The following is a 17672-nucleotide window of genomic DNA, read 5'->3' on the forward strand; positions in this document are numbered from 1 at the left end:
AGAAAAATCAATAACCAGACAACAAGATGTGCGAACTCGATATTTTACACGACTCTCTTTACCAATTCTGCCCTGAATTGCACTTAAAACGACTCAACAGTTTAACGCTGGCTTGCCACGCATTACTTGAATGTAAAACGCTCACTCTTACCGAACTTGGTCGTAACCTGCCAACGAAAGCCAGAACAAAACATAACATCAAACGAATCGACAGATTGTTAGGTAATCGTCACTTGCACAAAGAGCGACTCGCTGTATACCGTTGGCATGCCAGCTTTATCTGTTCAGGTAATTCGATGCCCATTGTTCTTGTTGACTGGTCTGATATTCGTGAGCAAAAACGGCTTATGGTATTGCGGGCTTCGGTGGCACTACATGGTCGTTCTATTACTCTTTATGAGAAAGCCTTTCCGCTTTCAGAGCAATGTTCAAAGAAGGCTCATGACCAATTTCTAGCCGACCTTGCAAGCATTCTACCGAGTAACACTACACCGCTCATTGTCAGTGATGCTGGCTTTAAAGTGCCATGGTATAAATCCGTTGAAAAGCTAGGTTGGTACTGGTTAAGTCGAGTCAGAGGGAAAGTGCAATATGCAGATTTAGGTGCGGAAAACTGGCAACCTATCAGCAACTTACATAGCATATCCTCAAGTCGCTCAAAGACTTTAGGCTATAAGAGGTTGACTAAGAGCAACCCAATTTCATGTCAAATTGCACTGTATAAATCACGTCCTAAAGGCCGAAAAAATCAGCGTTCGACACGGACTAATTGTCATCATCCGTCACCTAAAATCTACTCCGCTTCGACAAAAGAACCATGGGTTTTAGCGACTAACTTGCCCGTTGAAATCCGAACACCAAAGCAACTTGTTAGGCTCTACTCGAAGCGTATGCAAATTGAAGAAACCTTCCGAGACTTGAAAAGCCCAGCCTACGGTTTAGGCCTCCGTCATAGCCGAACTAGCAGCTCAGAGCGCTTTGATATCATGCTGCTAATCGCCCTAATGCTTCAACTGACATTTTGGCTTGCTGGAGTTCATGGTCAGAAACAAGGTTGGGATAAGCACTTCCAAGCTAACACTGTCAAAAATCGAAATGTACTCTCAACAGTGCGCTTAGGGATGGAAGTTTTGCGGCATTCTGGCTACACAATAACGAGGGAAGACTTGCTCGCGGCTGCAACCCTGCTTGCTCAAAATCTATTCAAACATGGTTGTGCTTTGGGGAAATTATGAGGGGATCCCTCAGGACCTAATGTTGATTTAAAAGATTTAATGCAATTAAGCGGAATTGTGAAACTAGTCTATACGGTAATTTCGTTTTCACTCGTTTTCCATTTTTTCAAAATGCGAAATGTAGTGATATTAATCAGCTATGCCATTACGTTCCTCGGTTACTTTGTTGCGCCACTTCTATACAAACAAGTACTCGATGATGATGCTAAGGAGGCGTAGGTGGAGAGTGTACAGACTGCTCATGAGTATATTGAACATCATCTGACATTTCTGACCAAGGGGACGGGTTTTTGGGCATTAAACATGGACTCAATGTTCATGGTTTGGATTCTTGGCTTTCTTTTTATTGGGATATTTAGATACGCGGTATCAAAGGGTACGCGTGGTGTTCCGGGTCGTTTGCAATGCTTCGTTGAAGTTGTGTTTGAGTTTGTAAACAACTTGGTGGGTGAAATCTTCCAATCAAAAGATAAGTTAATTGGTCCAATGGCACTCACCATTTTTGTTTGGGTGCTGTTGATGAATGCGATTGATTTAATCCCAGTTGATTTTGTTCCAGCTCTTGCTCGTTGGCTTGGTTTTGATCATTTCAGAGATCTGCCTTCGGCGGATGTGAATGTTTCGATGTCGATGGCCTTAGGTGTATTTTTCTTAGTAATTTTTTATACGCTTAAAGCAAAAGGTCTAGTTGGTTTTATTAAAGAGTTAACCACTCAACCGTTTCAACATCCGTTGTTATATCCAGTAAACTTTATTCTGGAACTAGTAACGTTAATTTCTAAACCGATTTCTCTTGGTTTGCGATTATTTGGAAATATGTATGCGGGTGAAATGATATTTATCCTAATTGCATTGATGCCATGGTGGATGCAATGGGCTGAGGAATCCCCTAATGATTTTGATAAAAATCATAAATTTAAGGTAGATGCACATCTTGTCATGTGATCAAATGGTTCTGAGAAAAATCAATAACCAGACAACAAGATGTGCGAACTCGATATTTTACACGACTCTCTTTACCAATTCTGCCCTGAATTGCACTTAAAACGACTCAACAGTTTAACGCTGGCTTGCCACGCATTACTTGAATGTAAAACGCTCACTCTTACCGAACTTGGTCGTAACCTGCCAACGAAAGCCAGAACAAAACATAACATCAAACGAATCGACAGATTGTTAGGTAATCGTCACTTGCACAAAGAGCGACTCGCTGTATACCGTTGGCATGCCAGCTTTATCTGTTCAGGTAATTCGATGCCCATTGTTCTTGTTGACTGGTCTGATATTCGTGAGCAAAAACGGCTTATGGTATTGCGGGCTTCGGTGGCACTACATGGTCGTTCTATTACTCTTTATGAGAAAGCCTTTCCGCTTTCAGAGCAATGTTCAAAGAAGGCTCATGACCAATTTCTAGCCGACCTTGCAAGCATTCTACCGAGTAACACTACACCGCTCATTGTCAGTGATGCTGGCTTTAAAGTGCCATGGTATAAATCCGTTGAAAAGCTAGGTTGGTACTGGTTAAGTCGAGTCAGAGGGAAAGTGCAATATGCAGATTTAGGTGCGGAAAACTGGCAACCTATCAGCAACTTACATAGCATATCCTCAAGTCGCTCAAAGACTTTAGGCTATAAGAGGTTGACTAAGAGCAACCCAATTTCATGTCAAATTGCACTGTATAAATCACGTCCTAAAGGCCGAAAAAATCAGCGTTCGACACGGACTAATTGTCATCATCCGTCACCTAAAATCTACTCCGCTTCGACAAAAGAACCATGGGTTTTAGCGACTAACTTGCCCGTTGAAATCCGAACACCAAAGCAACTTGTTAGGCTCTACTCGAAGCGTATGCAAATTGAAGAAACCTTCCGAGACTTGAAAAGCCCAGCCTACGGTTTAGGCCTCCGTCATAGCCGAACTAGCAGCTCAGAGCGCTTTGATATCATGCTGCTAATCGCCCTAATGCTTCAACTGACATTTTGGCTTGCTGGAGTTCATGGTCAGAAACAAGGTTGGGATAAGCACTTCCAAGCTAACACTGTCAAAAATCGAAATGTACTCTCAACAGTGCGCTTAGGGATGGAAGTTTTGCGGCATTCTGGCTACACAATAACGAGGGAAGACTTGCTCGCGGCTGCAACCCTGCTTGCTCAAAATCTATTCAAACATGGTTGTGCTTTGGGGAAATTATGAGGGGATCCCTCAGTGCAATGGGCGCTAAGTGCTGAGGAATCCCCTAATGATTTTGATAAAAATCATAAATTTAAGGTAGATGCACATCTTGTCATGTGATCAAATGGTTCTGAGAAAAATCAATAACCAGACAACAAGATGTGCGAACTCGATATTTTACACGACTCTCTTTACCAATTCTGCCCTGAATTGCACTTAAAACGACTCAACAGTTTAACGCTGGCTTGCCACGCATTACTTGAATGTAAAACGCTCACTCTTACCGAACTTGGTCGTAACCTGCCAACGAAAGCCAGAACAAAACATAACATCAAACGAATCGACAGATTGTTAGGTAATCGTCACTTGCACAAAGAGCGACTCGCTGTATACCGTTGGCATGCCAGCTTTATCTGTTCAGGTAATTCGATGCCCATTGTTCTTGTTGACTGGTCTGATATTCGTGAGCAAAAACGGCTTATGGTATTGCGGGCTTCGGTGGCACTACATGGTCGTTCTATTACTCTTTATGAGAAAGCCTTTCCGCTTTCAGAGCAATGTTCAAAGAAGGCTCATGACCAATTTCTAGCCGACCTTGCAAGCATTCTACCGAGTAACACTACACCGCTCATTGTCAGTGATGCTGGCTTTAAAGTGCCATGGTATAAATCCGTTGAAAAGCTAGGTTGGTACTGGTTAAGTCGAGTCAGAGGGAAAGTGCAATATGCAGATTTAGGTGCGGAAAACTGGCAACCTATCAGCAACTTACATAGCATATCCTCAAGTCGCTCAAAGACTTTAGGCTATAAGAGGTTGACTAAGAGCAACCCAATTTCATGTCAAATTGCACTGTATAAATCACGTCCTAAAGGCCGAAAAAATCAGCGTTCGACACGGACTAATTGTCATCATCCGTCACCTAAAATCTACTCCGCTTCGACAAAAGAACCATGGGTTTTAGCGACTAACTTGCCCGTTGAAATCCGAACACCAAAGCAACTTGTTAGGCTCTACTCGAAGCGTATGCAAATTGAAGAAACCTTCCGAGACTTGAAAAGCCCAGCCTACGGTTTAGGCCTCCGTCATAGCCGAACTAGCAGCTCAGAGCGCTTTGATATCATGCTGCTAATCGCCCTAATGCTTCAACTGACATTTTGGCTTGCTGGAGTTCATGGTCAGAAACAAGGTTGGGATAAGCACTTCCAAGCTAACACTGTCAAAAATCGAAATGTACTCTCAACAGTGCGCTTAGGGATGGAAGTTTTGCGGCATTCTGGCTACACAATAACGAGGGAAGACTTGCTCGCGGCTGCAACCCTGCTTGCTCAAAATCTATTCAAACATGGTTGTGCTTTGGGGAAATTATGAGGGGATCCCTCAGCGCTAAGTGTTCCTTGGGCTCTATTTCACATATTAATTGTTTGTCTACAAGCGTTTATATTTATGGTTTTAACTGTTGTTTATCTAGCGATGGCAGTGGAAGAGCATCATTAATATTTAAATTTATTTTCTAGTTTTAAATTATATACAAATATATCGGAGTTATTTATGGATATGGTAAGTGCGGTTCTTTACGTTGCTGGTGCACTATTAATTGGTTTAGGTGCAGCAGGTGCTGCTTCCGGTATCGGTAACCTAGCAGGTAAATATCTTGAAGGTGTTGCTCGCCAACCTGATTTAACCCCAATGCTACGTACCCAGTTCTTTATCATGATGGGTTTGGTGGATGCGGTACCAATGATCGGTGTTGGTATTGGTCTATACATCATCTTCGCGGTCGCGTAATTGTCCTTAACCAGATCAAAACTAAGTACTGTCTGTTAATTAGGGGGCAAGATGAACTTAAACGCAACAATGCTTGGTCAAGCAATATCCTTTGCGATTTTTGTTTGGCTTTGCATGAAGTATGTATGGCCACCACTTGTCAAATTGCTGGATGAACGCCAACAAGAGATCGCACAAGGCTTACGCAATACTGAAGATGCCGCGCAAGCGCTCGCGTTGACTCAAGCAAATTGCGAGCAAATGCTCGATCAAGCGAAAAAAGACGTCAATAAGCTGATAGAGCAAGGGCAAAAACGTCGTGCACAAATTATTGAAGAATCAGTAAAAGAAGCTGAAGAAGAGAAAGCACGCATTGTCGCTCAAGGTGATGTTGAGGTTGAAGCTGAACGTAATCGTCTTCGCCAAGAGCTTAAAGCTGAAATGGCGGATCTTGTCATTCAAAGTGCACAAAAGCTGATCAACAAAAATCTGGATACGGCATCAAACCGTGATCTTGTTGACCAGATGATTAAGCAAATCTAACGCAATAGGGAAGCAACATGTCAGATATTCAAACCATTGCTTACCCATATGCCAAAGCGGCTTTTGATTTTGCAAAAGAAAGTGACGCACTTGACGAATGGATGGTTGGGTTAAACCTCGTCGCCAATGTGATGGAGCAGCCAAGTTTGCGCCCTCAAGTGAAAGCTTTAGAGCAGGGAGGAAAATCTGAGGCAGATAACTTCTTGCACTTACTGTTCTCGATATGCGATGGATTTATTGATTTGCATACTCAGAACTTACTTAAGCTGATGGCAGAAAATCAGCGCTTAGTCGTTATGCGTAGTGTTGCCGAGATTTTTACTCAATTGAAAGATGACAACGATTTACGTCTTGATGTGACGGTGTCTACCTCAGAGCCTTTAGATGATGAGCAGTATGAAGAACTGCTTCAAGCTCTTGAGAAGAAGTTTGATCGTCATATCAATCTTACGAGCAAAATCGACAAAAGTCTTATCGGTGGCATAGTCGTTCAAGCCGGCGAGTTGGTGATTGATGGTTCATTGCAGACCTCAATTCAGCGTCTAGCGACCAATTTGCACGTGTAGTAGGTATTTAATATGCAACTAAACTCAACAGAAATTAGTGATCTAATTAGACAACGTATTGAAACGTTTGACGTTAGTACGCAAGCACGTAATGAAGGCACCATTGTGTCGATTTGCGACGGTATCATTACCATCAATGGCCTTGTTGATGTGATGCAAGGTGAAATGATCGAGCTGCCGGGTGATCGTTACGCATTGGCACTTAACCTTGAGCGTCACTCCGTTGGCGCGGTTGTGATGGGGCCTTACGCAGACCTTAGCGAAGGAATGAAAGTCACCGGTACTGGCCGTATTTTGGAAGTCCCTGTCGGCACAGAACTTTTAGGCCGAGTGGTGAATACACTTGGTCAGCCAATTGATGGCTTGGGTGAAATCAACGCGAAGCAATACAATTCCGTTGAAATCATTGCTCCGGGTGTCATCGACCGTAAATCGGTAGACACACCAATTCAAACTGGCTACAAAGCCGTAGACTCCATGGTGCCAATTGGCCGTGGTCAGCGCGAGTTGATTATCGGTGACCGTCAAACCGGTAAAACGGCGATGGCGATTGATGCCATCATTAACCAAAAAGATTCAGGCGTAAAAGCCATCTACGTTGCGATTGGCCAAAAAGCCTCAACCATTGCGAATGTGGTGCGTAAGCTGGCAGAGCACGGTGCACTGGAAAACACAATTGTCGTTGTGGCATCAGCATCAGAATCAGCGGCGCTACAATATTTGGCTCCTTATGCGGGTTGTACCATGGGCGAATACTTCCGTGACCGTGGTGAAGATGCGCTGATTGTTTATGATGACTTGTCAAAACAAGCGGTTGCTTACCGTCAAATTTCTCTGCTACTAAAACGCCCACCGGGTCGTGAAGCATTCCCTGGTGATGTTTTCTACCTTCACTCACGTCTACTAGAGCGGGCTGCTCGTGTAAACGAAGCGTATGTTGAGCGTTTTACCAATGGCGAAGTCAAAGGTAAGAGCGGTTCGCTCACTGCGTTACCCATTATTGAAACGCAAGCAGGTGACGTATCCGCTTTTGTTCCAACCAACGTAATCTCGATTACTGATGGTCAGATTTTCTTACAAACCCAGTTATTTAACTCCGGATTGCGTCCTGCGGTTGACCCTGGTATTTCGGTCTCTCGTGTTGGTGGCGCTGCGCAAACCAAGATCATCAAAAAACTGTCTGGTGGTATTCGTACGGCATTAGCTCAATACCGTGAATTGGCTGCGTTTGCTCAGTTCTCTTCTGATTTGGATGAAGCGACTCGCCGTCAAATTGACCATGGTGAACGTGTGACTGAATTGATGAAGCAAAAGCAATACGCACCAATGTCAGTCGCTGAGCAAGCAACGGTCATCTTTGCGGCTGAGCGTGGTTTCCTCAACGGTGTCGAGTTGGCGAAAGTAGGCGTATTTGAAGAAGGATTGATTGCTTATGCCAAATCTAACTTCTCTGCGTTGATGGCAGAAATCAATGCCACTGGCGATTTTAACCAACAAATCGAAGCCGAGCTTACCAAGCTATTAGAAGAGTTTGTTGCATTGCAATCTTGGTAACTGCGTCATCCTTGAAATAGATAAGAGCGGAGCTTTTTATGGCAAATACAAAAGAGATTCGCACGAAGATCGCCAGTATTAACAGTACGCAAAAGATCACCAGTGCGATGCAAATGGTCGCCGCCAGCAAAATGCGCAAGGTGCAGGAGAACATGGAAAAGACCCGCCCTTACGCAGCCGGTATGCGTCGAGTGATCAGCCATGTATCGGCTGGGACGCTTGAATACAGTCATCCATTTCTGATGGAACGAGAAGTGAAGCGTGTCGCTTATATCATCATCTCATCAGATCGCGGTCTATGTGGTGGCTTGAATATTAACTTATTCAAGAGAGTGCTCAGTGAGATGCAGCAATGGCGCGCAAAGGGCGTTGATGTGGATACCACATTGATTGGCTCAAAAGCGATCAGCTTTTTTCACGGTGTGACTCATGTAGTGGCTCAAACTTCAGGGCTGGGTGACCAACCAAAATTGGAAGATTTACTCGGTACCGTACAAGCGATGCTTGAACACTATAAACAAGGTGAAATTGATCGCTTGTATATTGCGTTCAATGAGTTTGAGAACACCATTGTTCAAGCACCGATAATCAAGCAGCTATTGCCTTATCCGAAAGACGATTTGGATAATGATGCGAAGAAAAAATCACGTTGGGATTATATCTACGAACAAGATCCTCGAGTGATCTTAGATGAGCTAATTCAACGTTATATCGAGTCTCAAGTGTACCAAGGTACAGTGGAAAACGTCGCGTGCGAACAAGCATCTCGTATGGTTGCGATGAAGGCGGCAACCGACAATGCAGGCCAACTGATCGACGATCTGCGTTTGGTGTACAACAAAGCCAGACAAGCGGCCATCACTCAAGAATTGAGTGAAATCGTATCCGGCGCGCAAGCGGTATAAAGAACATTCCGAGGTTAATAATGAGTATCGGCAAAATTGTAAAAATCATCGGCGCTGTCGTTGACGTAGAATTTGAAAATAATACCGGCCCGCGTGTGTATGACGCGCTGCGTTTAGTGGATGAAGAGTTTTCATCACTGGTATTAGAAGTACAACAACAACTGGGTGGTGGCATTGTACGCTGCATAGTAATGGGTTCTTCAGACGGCCTACGCCGTGGTCTTGCGGTACGCGCAACTGGCGAGCCAATCACTGTGCCCGTGGGCGAAGAAACCCTTGGTCGTATTATGAACGTATTGGGTGAACCCATCGATGAGTGTGGCCCTATTGGTGAAAAATTCAGTTATGGTATTCACCGCCCGGCGCCAAGCTACGAAGAGCAAGCGAATAGTACTGAGCTATTGGAAACTGGCGTAAAAGTTATCGACCTTGTGTGTCCTTTTGCCAAAGGCGGTAAAATTGGTCTGTTTGGTGGTGCCGGTGTTGGTAAAACCGTCAACATGATGGAGCTGATCAATAACATTGCTAAAGCTCACTCTGGTCTGTCGGTTTTCACTGGTGTTGGTGAACGTACCCGTGAAGGTAACGATTTCTACTTTGAGATGAAAGAAGCCGGTGTATTGGATAAAGTAGCGATGGTTTACGGCCAAATGAACGAGCCACCGGGTAACCGTCTACGCGTTGCGCTAACTGGCCTAACCATGGCTGAACGCTTTCGTGATGAAGGCCGTGACGTGCTGCTGTTTATCGATAATATTTATCGTTATACCCTTGCAGGGACAGAAGTATCAGCACTGCTAGGTCGTATGCCGTCAGCAGTTGGTTACCAGCCAACGTTGGCTGAAGAAATGGGTGTGCTTCAAGAGCGTATCACCTCGACTCGTTCAGGTTCGATTACCTCGATTCAAGCGGTATATGTACCTGCAGATGACTTAACGGATCCATCACCAGCAACGACTTTCGCGCACTTAGATGCGACGGTGGTGTTGTCTCGTAACATTGCAGCGCTTGGTTTATACCCTGCGATTGACCCACTTGACTCCACATCACGTCAATTGGATCCATTAATTGTCGGTCAAGAGCATTACCAAGTCGCACAAAATGTACAGATGACGCTGCAACGTTATAAAGAGCTGAAAGACATTATCGCGATATTGGGTATGGATGAGCTATCAGAAGAAGATAAACAACTGGTGTCGCGCGCACGTAAAGTAGAGCGTTTCCTTACTCAGCCTTACCACGTAGCCGAAGTGTTTACTGGACAAAAAGGTGTCTTTGTTCCGCTTAAAGATACCATTGCAGGCTTTAAAGGCTTGTTAGCAGGTCAATATGATGACATTCCAGAACAAGCCTTCTTGTACTGTGGTTCAATTGATGAAGTGCTAGAGAAAGCCAAAAAACTATAACGGCTAAGGAGTACATATGGCGATAGCAGTAAGTGAGAATACCTTTGATCTTCAAATTGTCAGTGCTGAAGGTACGATCTTTTCTGGTCCAGCTCATGCCTTAGCGATTTCTGGTGCCAGTGGTGAGTTAGGGATCCGTCCTGGTCACTCGCCACTGATCAGTAACGTTAAACCGGGTGTTGCCAGTTTTGTGACTGAACTTAAGCAAGAGCCAATCATCTTGTATATTTCAGGTGGAATGCTGGAAGTGCAGCCGGATACGGTGACAGTGCTGGCGGATACAGCGCTGCATGGCAGGGAGATTGATCAAGCTCGTGCTGAAGGTGCCCGCCAAATGGCATTAGACAACATTAACCACTCTCAAGTGGGGAGTGTGAGCTTTGAGCAAGCACAGTTGGAACTGAGCAAAGCCTTGGCTCAATTACGAGCAGTAGAATTGGTCGGTCGCTTTAAGCGCCACTAAACAGTCACATCAAGTTGATAAAAAGGATTGAGTACAAACTCAATCCTTTTTTTATCGCAAACAACACTTATCTTCACTTTCCGCTAAAGGACATTTGTGCTGATGGCTTATCTCGCTATGATAAAGACAGGCCAGTGAAATGGCATTAAAGAATAACGGCAAGGGACTCAAGATGAAGAAAATACTGGTGGTTTGCATGGGCAATATTTGTCGCTCACCCACAGGTGAAGCGGTGTTACGCGCTAAAGCGAAGCAACTTGGCTTAGAAGTAGAAATCGACTCTGCTGGCACAATTGGCTATCACCAAGGCAACCTTCCTGACGCGCGCTCAAGAGAAGCAGGCGAGCGCCGTGGTTACTCATTTAAAGGGATTCGCTCGAGACAAGTTGAAGTGGCTGATTTCGCGTATTTTGATCTTATTTTAGCCGCGGATCGTGCCAATGTTAGCGACCTAAACGAAATTTGTCCTGAGCCATACCAAGACAAAATTAAGCTCTATCTAAGTTATGGACAATCTGAACATCAAGAGATTCCCGATCCCTATTATGGCGGAGAGCAGGGCTTTGAGTTGGTGCTCGACCTGCTGGAAGAAGCGGCCGAGCAAATACTGCAACAGTCATGAGTTAGTTTATTGATTTTGGCGATTAGGCGGCCACGACACGGCCGCTGAAATAATCATTAGCAACGATATATTCGGTATTTCTGATCACTTCATCTTGTACTTCAGCCCAGTGCTGACCATTTTTTTCGCTGCAAGGAACGACCCCGCCAACTCGAATATTGAATGGCGTTAATTCTTTCGCCCAGCTCTGGGTAAATCCCGCCACCATAGAGGAAGCATTATCAAATCCGGTGATAGCCTTATTCTCGGTATGGCCAATAACATTCACAATCACGCCATTCTTTTTCTCATTTCGCATACGCTCTGCTGTGGCTTGACCAAAGCTAAATAGAGTATTGGCCATCATGGCAAGGTGCTGTGAAAATACGTGGCTCGCCCCTTGGTCAAAAATGTCCGGCATCGCTTCGGCTGTGAAACTGTTGATCAATACATCGGGCGATGAATTCAGGGTGCTGTCCATGAAGTTGAACAGTTGGTGGATAGATTGAATCGAATGATCGTCTAACGGGTACTGATGAACATTATCGGTTACGCCACGACAACGTTGATAGGTTTCGTTGAGTAGACGTTTATCTGTATCACACACAACCACCGTTGCGCCAAGTGATGAAAAGTGTCCCGCTAAGGTGCTGCCAGTTTGTGATCCTGCGGTTGTCACTAATATCACCGCGCTTCCTATATTCATAAACAAACATCTCCATATAAAATTGGACGAAAATTCTGTTCACAAAGAATGGTAGATAAAATGTTATTTAGATGTGAATAAGGTCAAATAAGTTGTGTATATATTTCACCAAGTGTCCATAACTTGCGTTTATTCACATTCTGTTACCGCGTTACAGTATGTGTCACTTATTTGAGAGCAACGAGGACTAGGCTTGAGTTTGAATTTGATAGGTACGTTGAGCTGTGACCAGCTGATTATATAAATCAAAGGGCATCAGCTTTTTCGCCACTTTACTGCCGAGTTGACTCTGCTGGTGAACGGAAAGGTTATGGTAAACCTCTTCGGGGAGATCGTGAGTTTGTTCCGGCCGATAAACCAGCACTTCCGGCACCAGATAGTGCGCCAACTTTGCACTGGCTAAACCACCATGGTGGAACTGGTGTGCCTGTTGTGCAGAGATCTGGTAAGAGCTTTGATCGGACCTGAGTTGTTGCGGTGCTTGCAGATCGAAGCGTTGCCGCAAAGAGGAATCGGTAATTTCAGTCGTGTCAATTTGTTCGACCGGCGTGTTATCACGCACATCGTTAGAGAACATTGAGACCAGTAATGCAAAGTCGGCACGACGCCCTTCATGGACAGCGTGGTTAATACCACGGCTGAAATGAAGCTCGCTGATGGTGCTGATGTTATTAATGGTTTCGACTGGCATTTTGTTCCTCTCTGCTCAGTTAAATTAACGGCGAGAGGGCGAGAAACTTTAAGTAATTTTGTTACCAGAATAAAAAAAGCCTGCTAGATGCAGGCTTTTTAATCAATTTGCGCTTAGGCTAAATTATTTTGCTAGGTTTTCTGCAACGAAATCCCAGTTAACCAGTGCCCAGAAGCCGCCCATGTAATCAGGACGAACGTTGCGGTAGTCGATGTAGTAAGCGTGTTCCCACAGGTCAACCGTTAGAAGAGGTGTTGTACCTTCTTCTGTCAGTGGTGTTGCTGCGTTAGAGGTGTTCACGATCTCTAGAGAACCGTCAGCTTTTTTAACAAGCCAAGTCCAAGAAGAACCAAAGTTGTTGATTGCAGAATCAGTGAACTTTGCTTTGAATTCTTCGAAAGAACCGAATGCCGCGTTGATTGCATCTGCAACTGCGCCTGTTGGTTCGCCACCTGCGTTTGGCGCTAGGCAGTGCCAGTAGAACGTGTGGTTCCAGATTTGAGCTGCGTTGTTGAATACGCCACCAGTAGAAGTTTTAACGATCTCTTCTAGTGTTTTGCCTTCAAACTCAGTGCCAGGGATAAGACCGTTTAGCTTAACAACGTAAGTGTTGTGGTGCTTACCGTGGTGGAAATCTAGCGTTTCAGCTGAGATGTGTGGTTCTAGCGCGTCTTTTGCGTAAGGAAGAGCTGGTAGTTCGAATGCCATTGCTCGGTTCTCCATTATAGGTGGAAAGAGTGACCTCTTTCGATTGCTTCCAATTAATTGTTATTTTATCCGAATCGGCCTAGGTCGATTCGACTGACTTGCCGCCTAGTTTAGCAAGTTTTTGTCTGAATAAAAGCATGCAAATGTAAATTATCTAGGCGAAAGTTGGCATCTAAGTGTTTATTAAAGCACACAAAATACAAGGGATTAGCAGCAAAATGTTGTAAACGTGGGCACTATTCACATTCTTTTACGATGACTTTTCGTCATAGCTAGGAAACAAACAGTCTAATTCCTTAAATATTCTGTGCTTTTTATTCTGCGCTAATGGTTTAGAATATGGCGATATATTGCAGTAACGCCATCAAGAGGAAGCAATGGAAACTATTGATAAAATTAAGCAGCAAATCGCTGAGAACGCAATCCTTCTCTACATGAAAGGTTCACCAAAACTACCAAGCTGTGGTTTCTCTTCTCAAGCTGCACAAGCACTTATGGGCTGTGGCGAAAAATTTGCTTACGTTGATATTCTGCAAAATCCAGATATCCGCGCTGAGCTTCCAGCTTACGCACAGTGGCCAACTTTCCCACAATTGTGGATTGAAGGTGAGCTAATCGGTGGTTGCGACATCATCATGGAAATGTTCCAAAAAGGTGAGCTTCAACCATTAGTGAAAGAAGCGGCAGCACGCGTACAAGGTGACGCTGAATAAGCATTACTATTGAAAATACTGTTTAAATTCACAGTTTTTCTTGAATTATTAAGGCCACATTGGATAATGTGGCCTTATTTATTTGTGCAGATTTAATTTATGTCTCGTCTGTTTATCGCTGAAAAACCAAGCCTTGGTCGCGCTATTGCGGCGGCTCTACCCGGGCCAAAGAAAAACGATCAAGGGTTTATTCGCTGTGGTAACAATGACGTGGTGACGTGGTGTATTGGCCACTTGCTAGAGCAGGTTGAGCCAGACGCTTATGACGAGCGCTATAAAAAATGGAATCTGGCTGATTTACCTATTGTGCCGCAACAATGGCAGCTCCGACCGCGTAAAAGCGCCAGCAAACAGCTGACAGTGGTGCGTAAACTCCTCAAAGATGCCGATCAAATTATTCATGCAGGCGACCCTGATAGAGAAGGGCAGTTGCTGGTGGATGAGGTACTTGATTATTGCAAAGTCACTAAGAGCAAAAAAGAGTCTGCTCAGCGTCTTTTGATCAGCGATTTAAACTTACCTGCGGTCAAGCGAGCCTTGTCTAGCATGCGCAGTAACCGTGACTTTATTCCGTTGTCAGTTTCTGCATTAGCACGCTCTCGAGCGGATTGGCTTTATGGTATGAATATGTCCCGAGCTTATACCTTGCTTGGGCAAAAAGCGGGCTATCAAGGCGTACTGTCTGTTGGCCGAGTGCAAACACCGGTATTAGGTTTGGTGGTGCGTCGCGATGAGGAAATTGAAAACTTTATTCCGCGTGATTACTTCTCTTTACATGCATTAATCCCTCATCAAGGCGAATTTGGTGGATTCGATATTCGAGCTAAATGGCAACCAAGTGAAGCGTGTCAGCCATGGCAGGATGAAGAAGGTCGCGTGCTCAATCGAAAATTAGTTGAAAACGTTGCCGCCCGGATTGTCAATCAACCGGCCACTGTGATTGAATCAGAGCAGAAGCAAACCAAGCAAACTGCGCCACTTCCGTATTCTTTGTCTGCGCTGCAAATTGATGCCGCCAAACGCTTTGGCATGAGTGCCCAGCAGGTACTCGATACGTGTCAGTCTCTATATGAAAAACATAAGCTGATCACTTACCCTCGTTCTGATAGTCGATACTTACCCGTAGAACATTTTGCTCAAGCACCGTCAGTGTGTGAGGCGATTGCCAATAATGCCCAAGAGTTGGCAACCGCGGTTAACGGCGCCAATCTAAGTCAAAAGTCGAAAGCGTGGAACGATAAAAAAGTCGATGCCCACCACGCCATCATTCCCACCCCTAAAAAAGCCGCGGTGAATGCGCTTTCTTCCTATGAAATGAAAGTCTACCAACTGATTGCAAGACAATATCTGATCCAGTTTTATCCCGCAGCCATCTATGCGGAAGCCAAATTGGTGTTTGATATTGCTGGTGGAAAATTTATCGCCAAAGGGCGTCAATTAGTGACAGCTGGCTGGAAAGCCCTGATGGGGAAAAGTGACGATGAAGATAGCGGTGTTGACAGCGTTCCGCCATTGGAAAAAAGGCGAGTATTGACTTGCCGTGAAGGCGAATTAAAACAACACCAAACTGAACCACCTAAGCATTTTACTGAAGCGACGTTATTACAAGCGATGACGGGGATTGCCCGCTTTGTTGCCGATAAAGAATTGAAAAAAATTCTGCGTGATACTGACGGTTTAGGTACAGAAGCGACTCGTGCAGGTATTTTGGATACCTTATTCAAGCGCCAATTATTAACGCGCCAAGGTAAAAGCATTTTAAGCTCTGCCGCCGGTCGAGGCTTAGTTAATGCTTTACCCGATGAGTCAACCTATCCGGATATGACGGCGCATTGGGAGCATCAGTTGCAAGCGATGGCAGAACGTAATCAAGCATATCAACCCTTTATGAGTGATTTGCTCGCGAGAATGGATGTATTGATGGGACACGTAAAACAGGGCGTCGTACCAGAATCCTTGCGCTATTTGCCCAAGGTGGAAAGGCCTGCATTCAAACGTCGTAAGCGCAGTACAAAAAAAGCACCATCCGCTAAGAAATCATAGAACGATAATATTGTGCTGATGAAAGCGGCATAGTGATGATGCCGCTTATCGATCAATCAAACAGGTTTTCGTTATCAACGATGGCTCCTTTTACGTCTGTTTGTGTTAATACCCGTTTGCCTAATTGATTTTTGACCTGTCGACCTAAATCGACAAGGGCATCTCTATTGGCTTGGGTTTGCCGTTTACCTGTACTTCTCAAACAATAATTTAGTTCGTGATCTTCACTAAAGTTAACCAAATGTCGGTCAGCCATGCTTATGCTCCTTATTGAGTGAAATCATAATAAGTCTGGAGCGAAGCGCAAAAAATTCAAGCAATCAGAAAAAAATAATGTATTTTACGTTTAAAAATGCCATGACAGCATTAGAGAGCGGAAAGTATAAAGGTCACTGGCGGTGTATGAATAAGGCTTAACCTTCAATATATTAGCAACCAATAACTGACTGCTGCAGAGATCACCATCATGGTAATAAAGGCCATCACAGCACCGATTGATCCGGCGATGACGCCAAGCAAAAGCATTAAACGAGAAGGGCGCATAACTTACAAATCTAATTGATAATTATTTACATTAAATCTAAGTTGTCGATTAATAGCAAGCTGTTAACATAGTTCATCTTGATTTTGATGTGAATACTTGCCTATCCATGATTCCAGTCATCTACCATCCGATCTACTCTCAGTTGTCTCTCCCTGAGGGACATCGTTATCCAATCGATAAATATCGTCTTCTTTATCATGCGCTTACTGACAAAATGCAAGGAGAGTGGGCAGATCGCTTTATGGTGTATCAACCTGAGCCTTTAACTCAAGCGACGATCAGCCAGTATCACTGCTCTGACTATATTGGTGCTTTGGTAACTGGCCAGTTACCAGCAGTGAAAATGCGTCGAATTGGTTTCCCTTGGAGTGAAGCGTTGATTGAACGCACATTTACTTCGGCGGGTGGTACTTGGTTGACGACGCAACTGGCAATCGAGCAGGGGATCGCTATCCATCTAAGTGGTGGTTATCACCATGCGCACTATGATTTTGGTAGCGGATTTTGCTTAATTAACGATTTGGTTCTCAGTGCCAAACAAGCATTAACGCTGGAAAAGATAGATCGAGTTTTGATTGTGGACAGTGATGTACACCATGGTGACGGTACCGCAACCATGTGTAGCGATGATGAACGTATTATCACGCTCTCTTTTCATTGCGACAAAAATTTCCCGGCTAGAAAACCAAATTCGGATATTGATATTGGATTTGCACGAGAGACACAAGATAACGAATTTCTTGAGCATTTCTACTCTGTGGTTGAAACAGCCATTAACTTGTATCAGCCAGATGTGATTATCTACGATGCGGGTGTCGATATTCATCAAGATGATGAGCTTGGTTATTTTAATATCTCAACACAGGGCTTATATCAACGTGACCGCTTTATTCTTGCATTGGCGCAGCAACGCAACATTCCGATTGCTTGTGTGGTGGGCGGAGGTTACCGCACTGTGCATCAAGATTTAGTCCCAATGCACATGCAATTGTTGTCTGCGAGTGCAGATCTTTTCCTATTATAAATTTGCCGCTTAGGCGGCAGTAACAATTGTGCGG

Annotated in this window: 18 protein-coding genes and 2 pseudogenes; 16 read left to right on the top strand and 4 right to left on the bottom strand. The window is 44.4% G+C overall.

Annotation, left to right across the window (positions count from 1 at the left end; translation table 11 throughout):
• The first annotated feature begins 26 nt into the window (after positions 1 to 26).
• The 13 genes and pseudogenes from RJD38_RS10945 (at position 27) to RJD38_RS11005 (ending at position 11230) form a co-directional block, all read left to right on the top strand.
• Positions 27 to 1235 carry an IS4 family transposase gene (locus tag RJD38_RS10945; RefSeq protein ID WP_032073033.1) on the top strand — a complete coding sequence of 403 codons (1209 nt, stop codon included), beginning with the start codon at positions 27 to 29 and terminating at the stop codon, positions 1233 to 1235.
• A 219-nt stretch (positions 1236 to 1454) separates the two neighbouring features.
• Positions 1455 to 2126, top strand: a pseudogene (atpB, locus tag RJD38_RS10950) (F0F1 ATP synthase subunit A); the annotation flags it as partial.
• A 93-nt stretch (positions 2127 to 2219) separates the two neighbouring features.
• Positions 2220 to 3428: an IS4 family transposase gene (locus RJD38_RS10955; protein ID WP_032073033.1), complete on the top strand. Its 1209-nt coding sequence runs from the start codon at positions 2220 to 2222 to the stop codon at positions 3426 to 3428.
• Positions 3429 to 3566: 138 nt separating this feature from the next.
• A complete protein-coding gene (locus RJD38_RS10960) occupies positions 3567 to 4775 on the top strand; it encodes an IS4 family transposase (RefSeq protein ID WP_032073033.1) in 1209 nt (402 codons plus the stop codon).
• 12 nt (positions 4776 to 4787) lie between these two features.
• Positions 4788 to 4901 (top strand): annotated as a pseudogene (locus RJD38_RS10965) (F0F1 ATP synthase subunit A); the annotation flags it as partial.
• A gap of 39 nt (positions 4902 to 4940) precedes the next feature.
• Positions 4941 to 5192, top strand: coding sequence for a F0F1 ATP synthase subunit C (gene atpE / locus RJD38_RS10970; protein ID WP_406734049.1), 252 nt, complete (start codon positions 4941 to 4943; stop codon positions 5190 to 5192).
• 51 nt (positions 5193 to 5243) lie between these two features.
• Complete coding sequence (locus tag RJD38_RS10975) at positions 5244 to 5714, top strand: F0F1 ATP synthase subunit B (RefSeq protein WP_009387855.1); 471 nt, start codon at positions 5244 to 5246, stop codon at positions 5712 to 5714.
• Positions 5715 to 5731: 17 nt separating this feature from the next.
• Positions 5732 to 6280, top strand: coding sequence for a F0F1 ATP synthase subunit delta (locus RJD38_RS10980; RefSeq protein WP_065545574.1), 549 nt, complete (start codon positions 5732 to 5734; stop codon positions 6278 to 6280).
• Between the two features lie 12 nt (positions 6281 to 6292).
• Positions 6293 to 7834 carry a F0F1 ATP synthase subunit alpha gene (gene atpA / locus RJD38_RS10985; protein ID WP_005593903.1) on the top strand — a complete coding sequence of 514 codons (1542 nt, stop codon included), beginning with the start codon at positions 6293 to 6295 and terminating at the stop codon, positions 7832 to 7834.
• Between the two features lie 38 nt (positions 7835 to 7872).
• The gene (gene atpG / locus RJD38_RS10990) at positions 7873 to 8739 is read left to right on the top strand and encodes a F0F1 ATP synthase subunit gamma (protein WP_065545573.1); all 867 of its coding nucleotides are present in this window, start codon (positions 7873 to 7875) and stop codon (positions 8737 to 8739) included.
• A gap of 20 nt (positions 8740 to 8759) precedes the next feature.
• A complete protein-coding gene (atpD, locus tag RJD38_RS10995) occupies positions 8760 to 10145 on the top strand; it encodes a F0F1 ATP synthase subunit beta (protein ID WP_065545572.1) in 1386 nt (461 codons plus the stop codon).
• A gap of 16 nt (positions 10146 to 10161) precedes the next feature.
• The gene (locus tag RJD38_RS11000) at positions 10162 to 10608 is read left to right on the top strand and encodes a F0F1 ATP synthase subunit epsilon (RefSeq protein WP_065545571.1); all 447 of its coding nucleotides are present in this window, start codon (positions 10162 to 10164) and stop codon (positions 10606 to 10608) included.
• A 172-nt stretch (positions 10609 to 10780) separates the two neighbouring features.
• On the top strand, positions 10781 to 11230 hold the full coding sequence (locus tag RJD38_RS11005) for a low molecular weight protein-tyrosine-phosphatase (RefSeq protein WP_005593911.1): 450 nt from the start codon (positions 10781 to 10783) through the stop codon (positions 11228 to 11230).
• 22 nt (positions 11231 to 11252) lie between these two features.
• Here RJD38_RS11005 and RJD38_RS11010 read toward each other — a convergent pair whose 3' ends face one another.
• The 3 genes from RJD38_RS11010 to sodB form a co-directional block, all read right to left on the bottom strand.
• Entirely contained in the window at positions 11253 to 11915 is a 663-nt protein-coding gene (locus RJD38_RS11010; protein WP_009387848.1) for an SDR family oxidoreductase, read from the bottom strand.
• A 187-nt stretch (positions 11916 to 12102) separates the two neighbouring features.
• Positions 12103 to 12606, bottom strand: coding sequence for a VC2046/SO_2500 family protein (locus RJD38_RS11015; RefSeq protein WP_065545570.1), 504 nt, complete (start codon positions 12604 to 12606; stop codon positions 12103 to 12105).
• A gap of 123 nt (positions 12607 to 12729) precedes the next feature.
• The gene (gene sodB / locus RJD38_RS11020) at positions 12730 to 13314 is read right to left on the bottom strand and encodes a superoxide dismutase [Fe] (protein ID WP_005593916.1); all 585 of its coding nucleotides are present in this window, start codon (positions 13312 to 13314) and stop codon (positions 12730 to 12732) included.
• Positions 13315 to 13691: 377 nt separating this feature from the next.
• Between sodB and RJD38_RS11025 the strand changes: the two genes are divergently transcribed.
• Both RJD38_RS11025 and RJD38_RS11030 read left to right on the top strand, forming a co-directional pair.
• Positions 13692 to 14027, top strand: a complete 336-nt coding sequence (locus tag RJD38_RS11025; RefSeq protein WP_005593917.1) for a Grx4 family monothiol glutaredoxin — start codon at positions 13692 to 13694, stop codon at positions 14025 to 14027.
• Between the two features lie 99 nt (positions 14028 to 14126).
• Positions 14127 to 16070: a DNA topoisomerase III gene (locus RJD38_RS11030; RefSeq protein WP_065545569.1), complete on the top strand. Its 1944-nt coding sequence runs from the start codon at positions 14127 to 14129 to the stop codon at positions 16068 to 16070.
• Between the two features lie 52 nt (positions 16071 to 16122).
• Here RJD38_RS11030 and RJD38_RS11035 read toward each other — a convergent pair whose 3' ends face one another.
• Positions 16123 to 16326, bottom strand: coding sequence for a hypothetical protein (locus RJD38_RS11035; RefSeq protein ID WP_005593921.1), 204 nt, complete (start codon positions 16324 to 16326; stop codon positions 16123 to 16125).
• 394 nt (positions 16327 to 16720) lie between these two features.
• On the opposite strand from RJD38_RS11035, the gene RJD38_RS11040 reads away from it, so the two are divergent.
• Positions 16721 to 17638 (top strand): histone deacetylase, encoded by a 918-nt coding sequence (locus RJD38_RS11040; RefSeq protein ID WP_065545568.1) that lies wholly within the window; start codon positions 16721 to 16723, stop codon positions 17636 to 17638.
• The last annotated feature ends 34 nt before the right edge of the window (positions 17639 to 17672 follow it).

Source organism: Vibrio scophthalmi, assembly GCF_040869025.1.
GTDB classification, from domain to species: domain Bacteria; phylum Pseudomonadota; class Gammaproteobacteria; order Enterobacterales; family Vibrionaceae; genus Vibrio; species Vibrio scophthalmi.

What these genes read in the sequence shown, in the direction of transcription:
- RJD38_RS11000 (WP_065545571.1), top strand. Translation starts at nt 10,162, where the DNA reads ATGGCGATAGCAGTAAGTGAGAATACCTTTGATCTTCAAATTGTCAGT.
- RJD38_RS11015 (WP_065545570.1), bottom strand. Translation starts at nt 12,606, where the DNA reads ATGCCAGTCGAAACCATTAATAACATCAGCACCATCAGCGAGCTTCAT.
- sodB (WP_005593916.1), bottom strand. Translation starts at nt 13,314, where the DNA reads ATGGCATTCGAACTACCAGCTCTTCCTTACGCAAAAGACGCGCTAGAA.
- RJD38_RS10945 (WP_032073033.1), top strand. Translation starts at nt 27, where the DNA reads ATGTGCGAACTCGATATTTTACACGACTCTCTTTACCAATTCTGCCCT.
- atpG (WP_065545573.1), top strand. Translation starts at nt 7,873, where the DNA reads ATGGCAAATACAAAAGAGATTCGCACGAAGATCGCCAGTATTAACAGT.
- atpA (WP_005593903.1), top strand. Translation starts at nt 6,293, where the DNA reads ATGCAACTAAACTCAACAGAAATTAGTGATCTAATTAGACAACGTATT.
- RJD38_RS11025 (WP_005593917.1), top strand. Translation starts at nt 13,692, where the DNA reads ATGGAAACTATTGATAAAATTAAGCAGCAAATCGCTGAGAACGCAATC.
- RJD38_RS11010 (WP_009387848.1), bottom strand. Translation starts at nt 11,915, where the DNA reads ATGAATATAGGAAGCGCGGTGATATTAGTGACAACCGCAGGATCACAA.
- RJD38_RS10975 (WP_009387855.1), top strand. Translation starts at nt 5,244, where the DNA reads ATGAACTTAAACGCAACAATGCTTGGTCAAGCAATATCCTTTGCGATT.
- atpD (WP_065545572.1), top strand. Translation starts at nt 8,760, where the DNA reads ATGAGTATCGGCAAAATTGTAAAAATCATCGGCGCTGTCGTTGACGTA.
- RJD38_RS11030 (WP_065545569.1), top strand. Translation starts at nt 14,127, where the DNA reads ATGTCTCGTCTGTTTATCGCTGAAAAACCAAGCCTTGGTCGCGCTATT.
- RJD38_RS10980 (WP_065545574.1), top strand. Translation starts at nt 5,732, where the DNA reads ATGTCAGATATTCAAACCATTGCTTACCCATATGCCAAAGCGGCTTTT.
- RJD38_RS11035 (WP_005593921.1), bottom strand. Translation starts at nt 16,326, where the DNA reads ATGGCTGACCGACATTTGGTTAACTTTAGTGAAGATCACGAACTAAAT.
- RJD38_RS10955 (WP_032073033.1), top strand. Translation starts at nt 2,220, where the DNA reads ATGTGCGAACTCGATATTTTACACGACTCTCTTTACCAATTCTGCCCT.
- RJD38_RS11005 (WP_005593911.1), top strand. Translation starts at nt 10,781, where the DNA reads ATGAAGAAAATACTGGTGGTTTGCATGGGCAATATTTGTCGCTCACCC.
- RJD38_RS11040 (WP_065545568.1), top strand. Translation starts at nt 16,721, where the DNA reads ATGATTCCAGTCATCTACCATCCGATCTACTCTCAGTTGTCTCTCCCT.
- RJD38_RS10960 (WP_032073033.1), top strand. Translation starts at nt 3,567, where the DNA reads ATGTGCGAACTCGATATTTTACACGACTCTCTTTACCAATTCTGCCCT.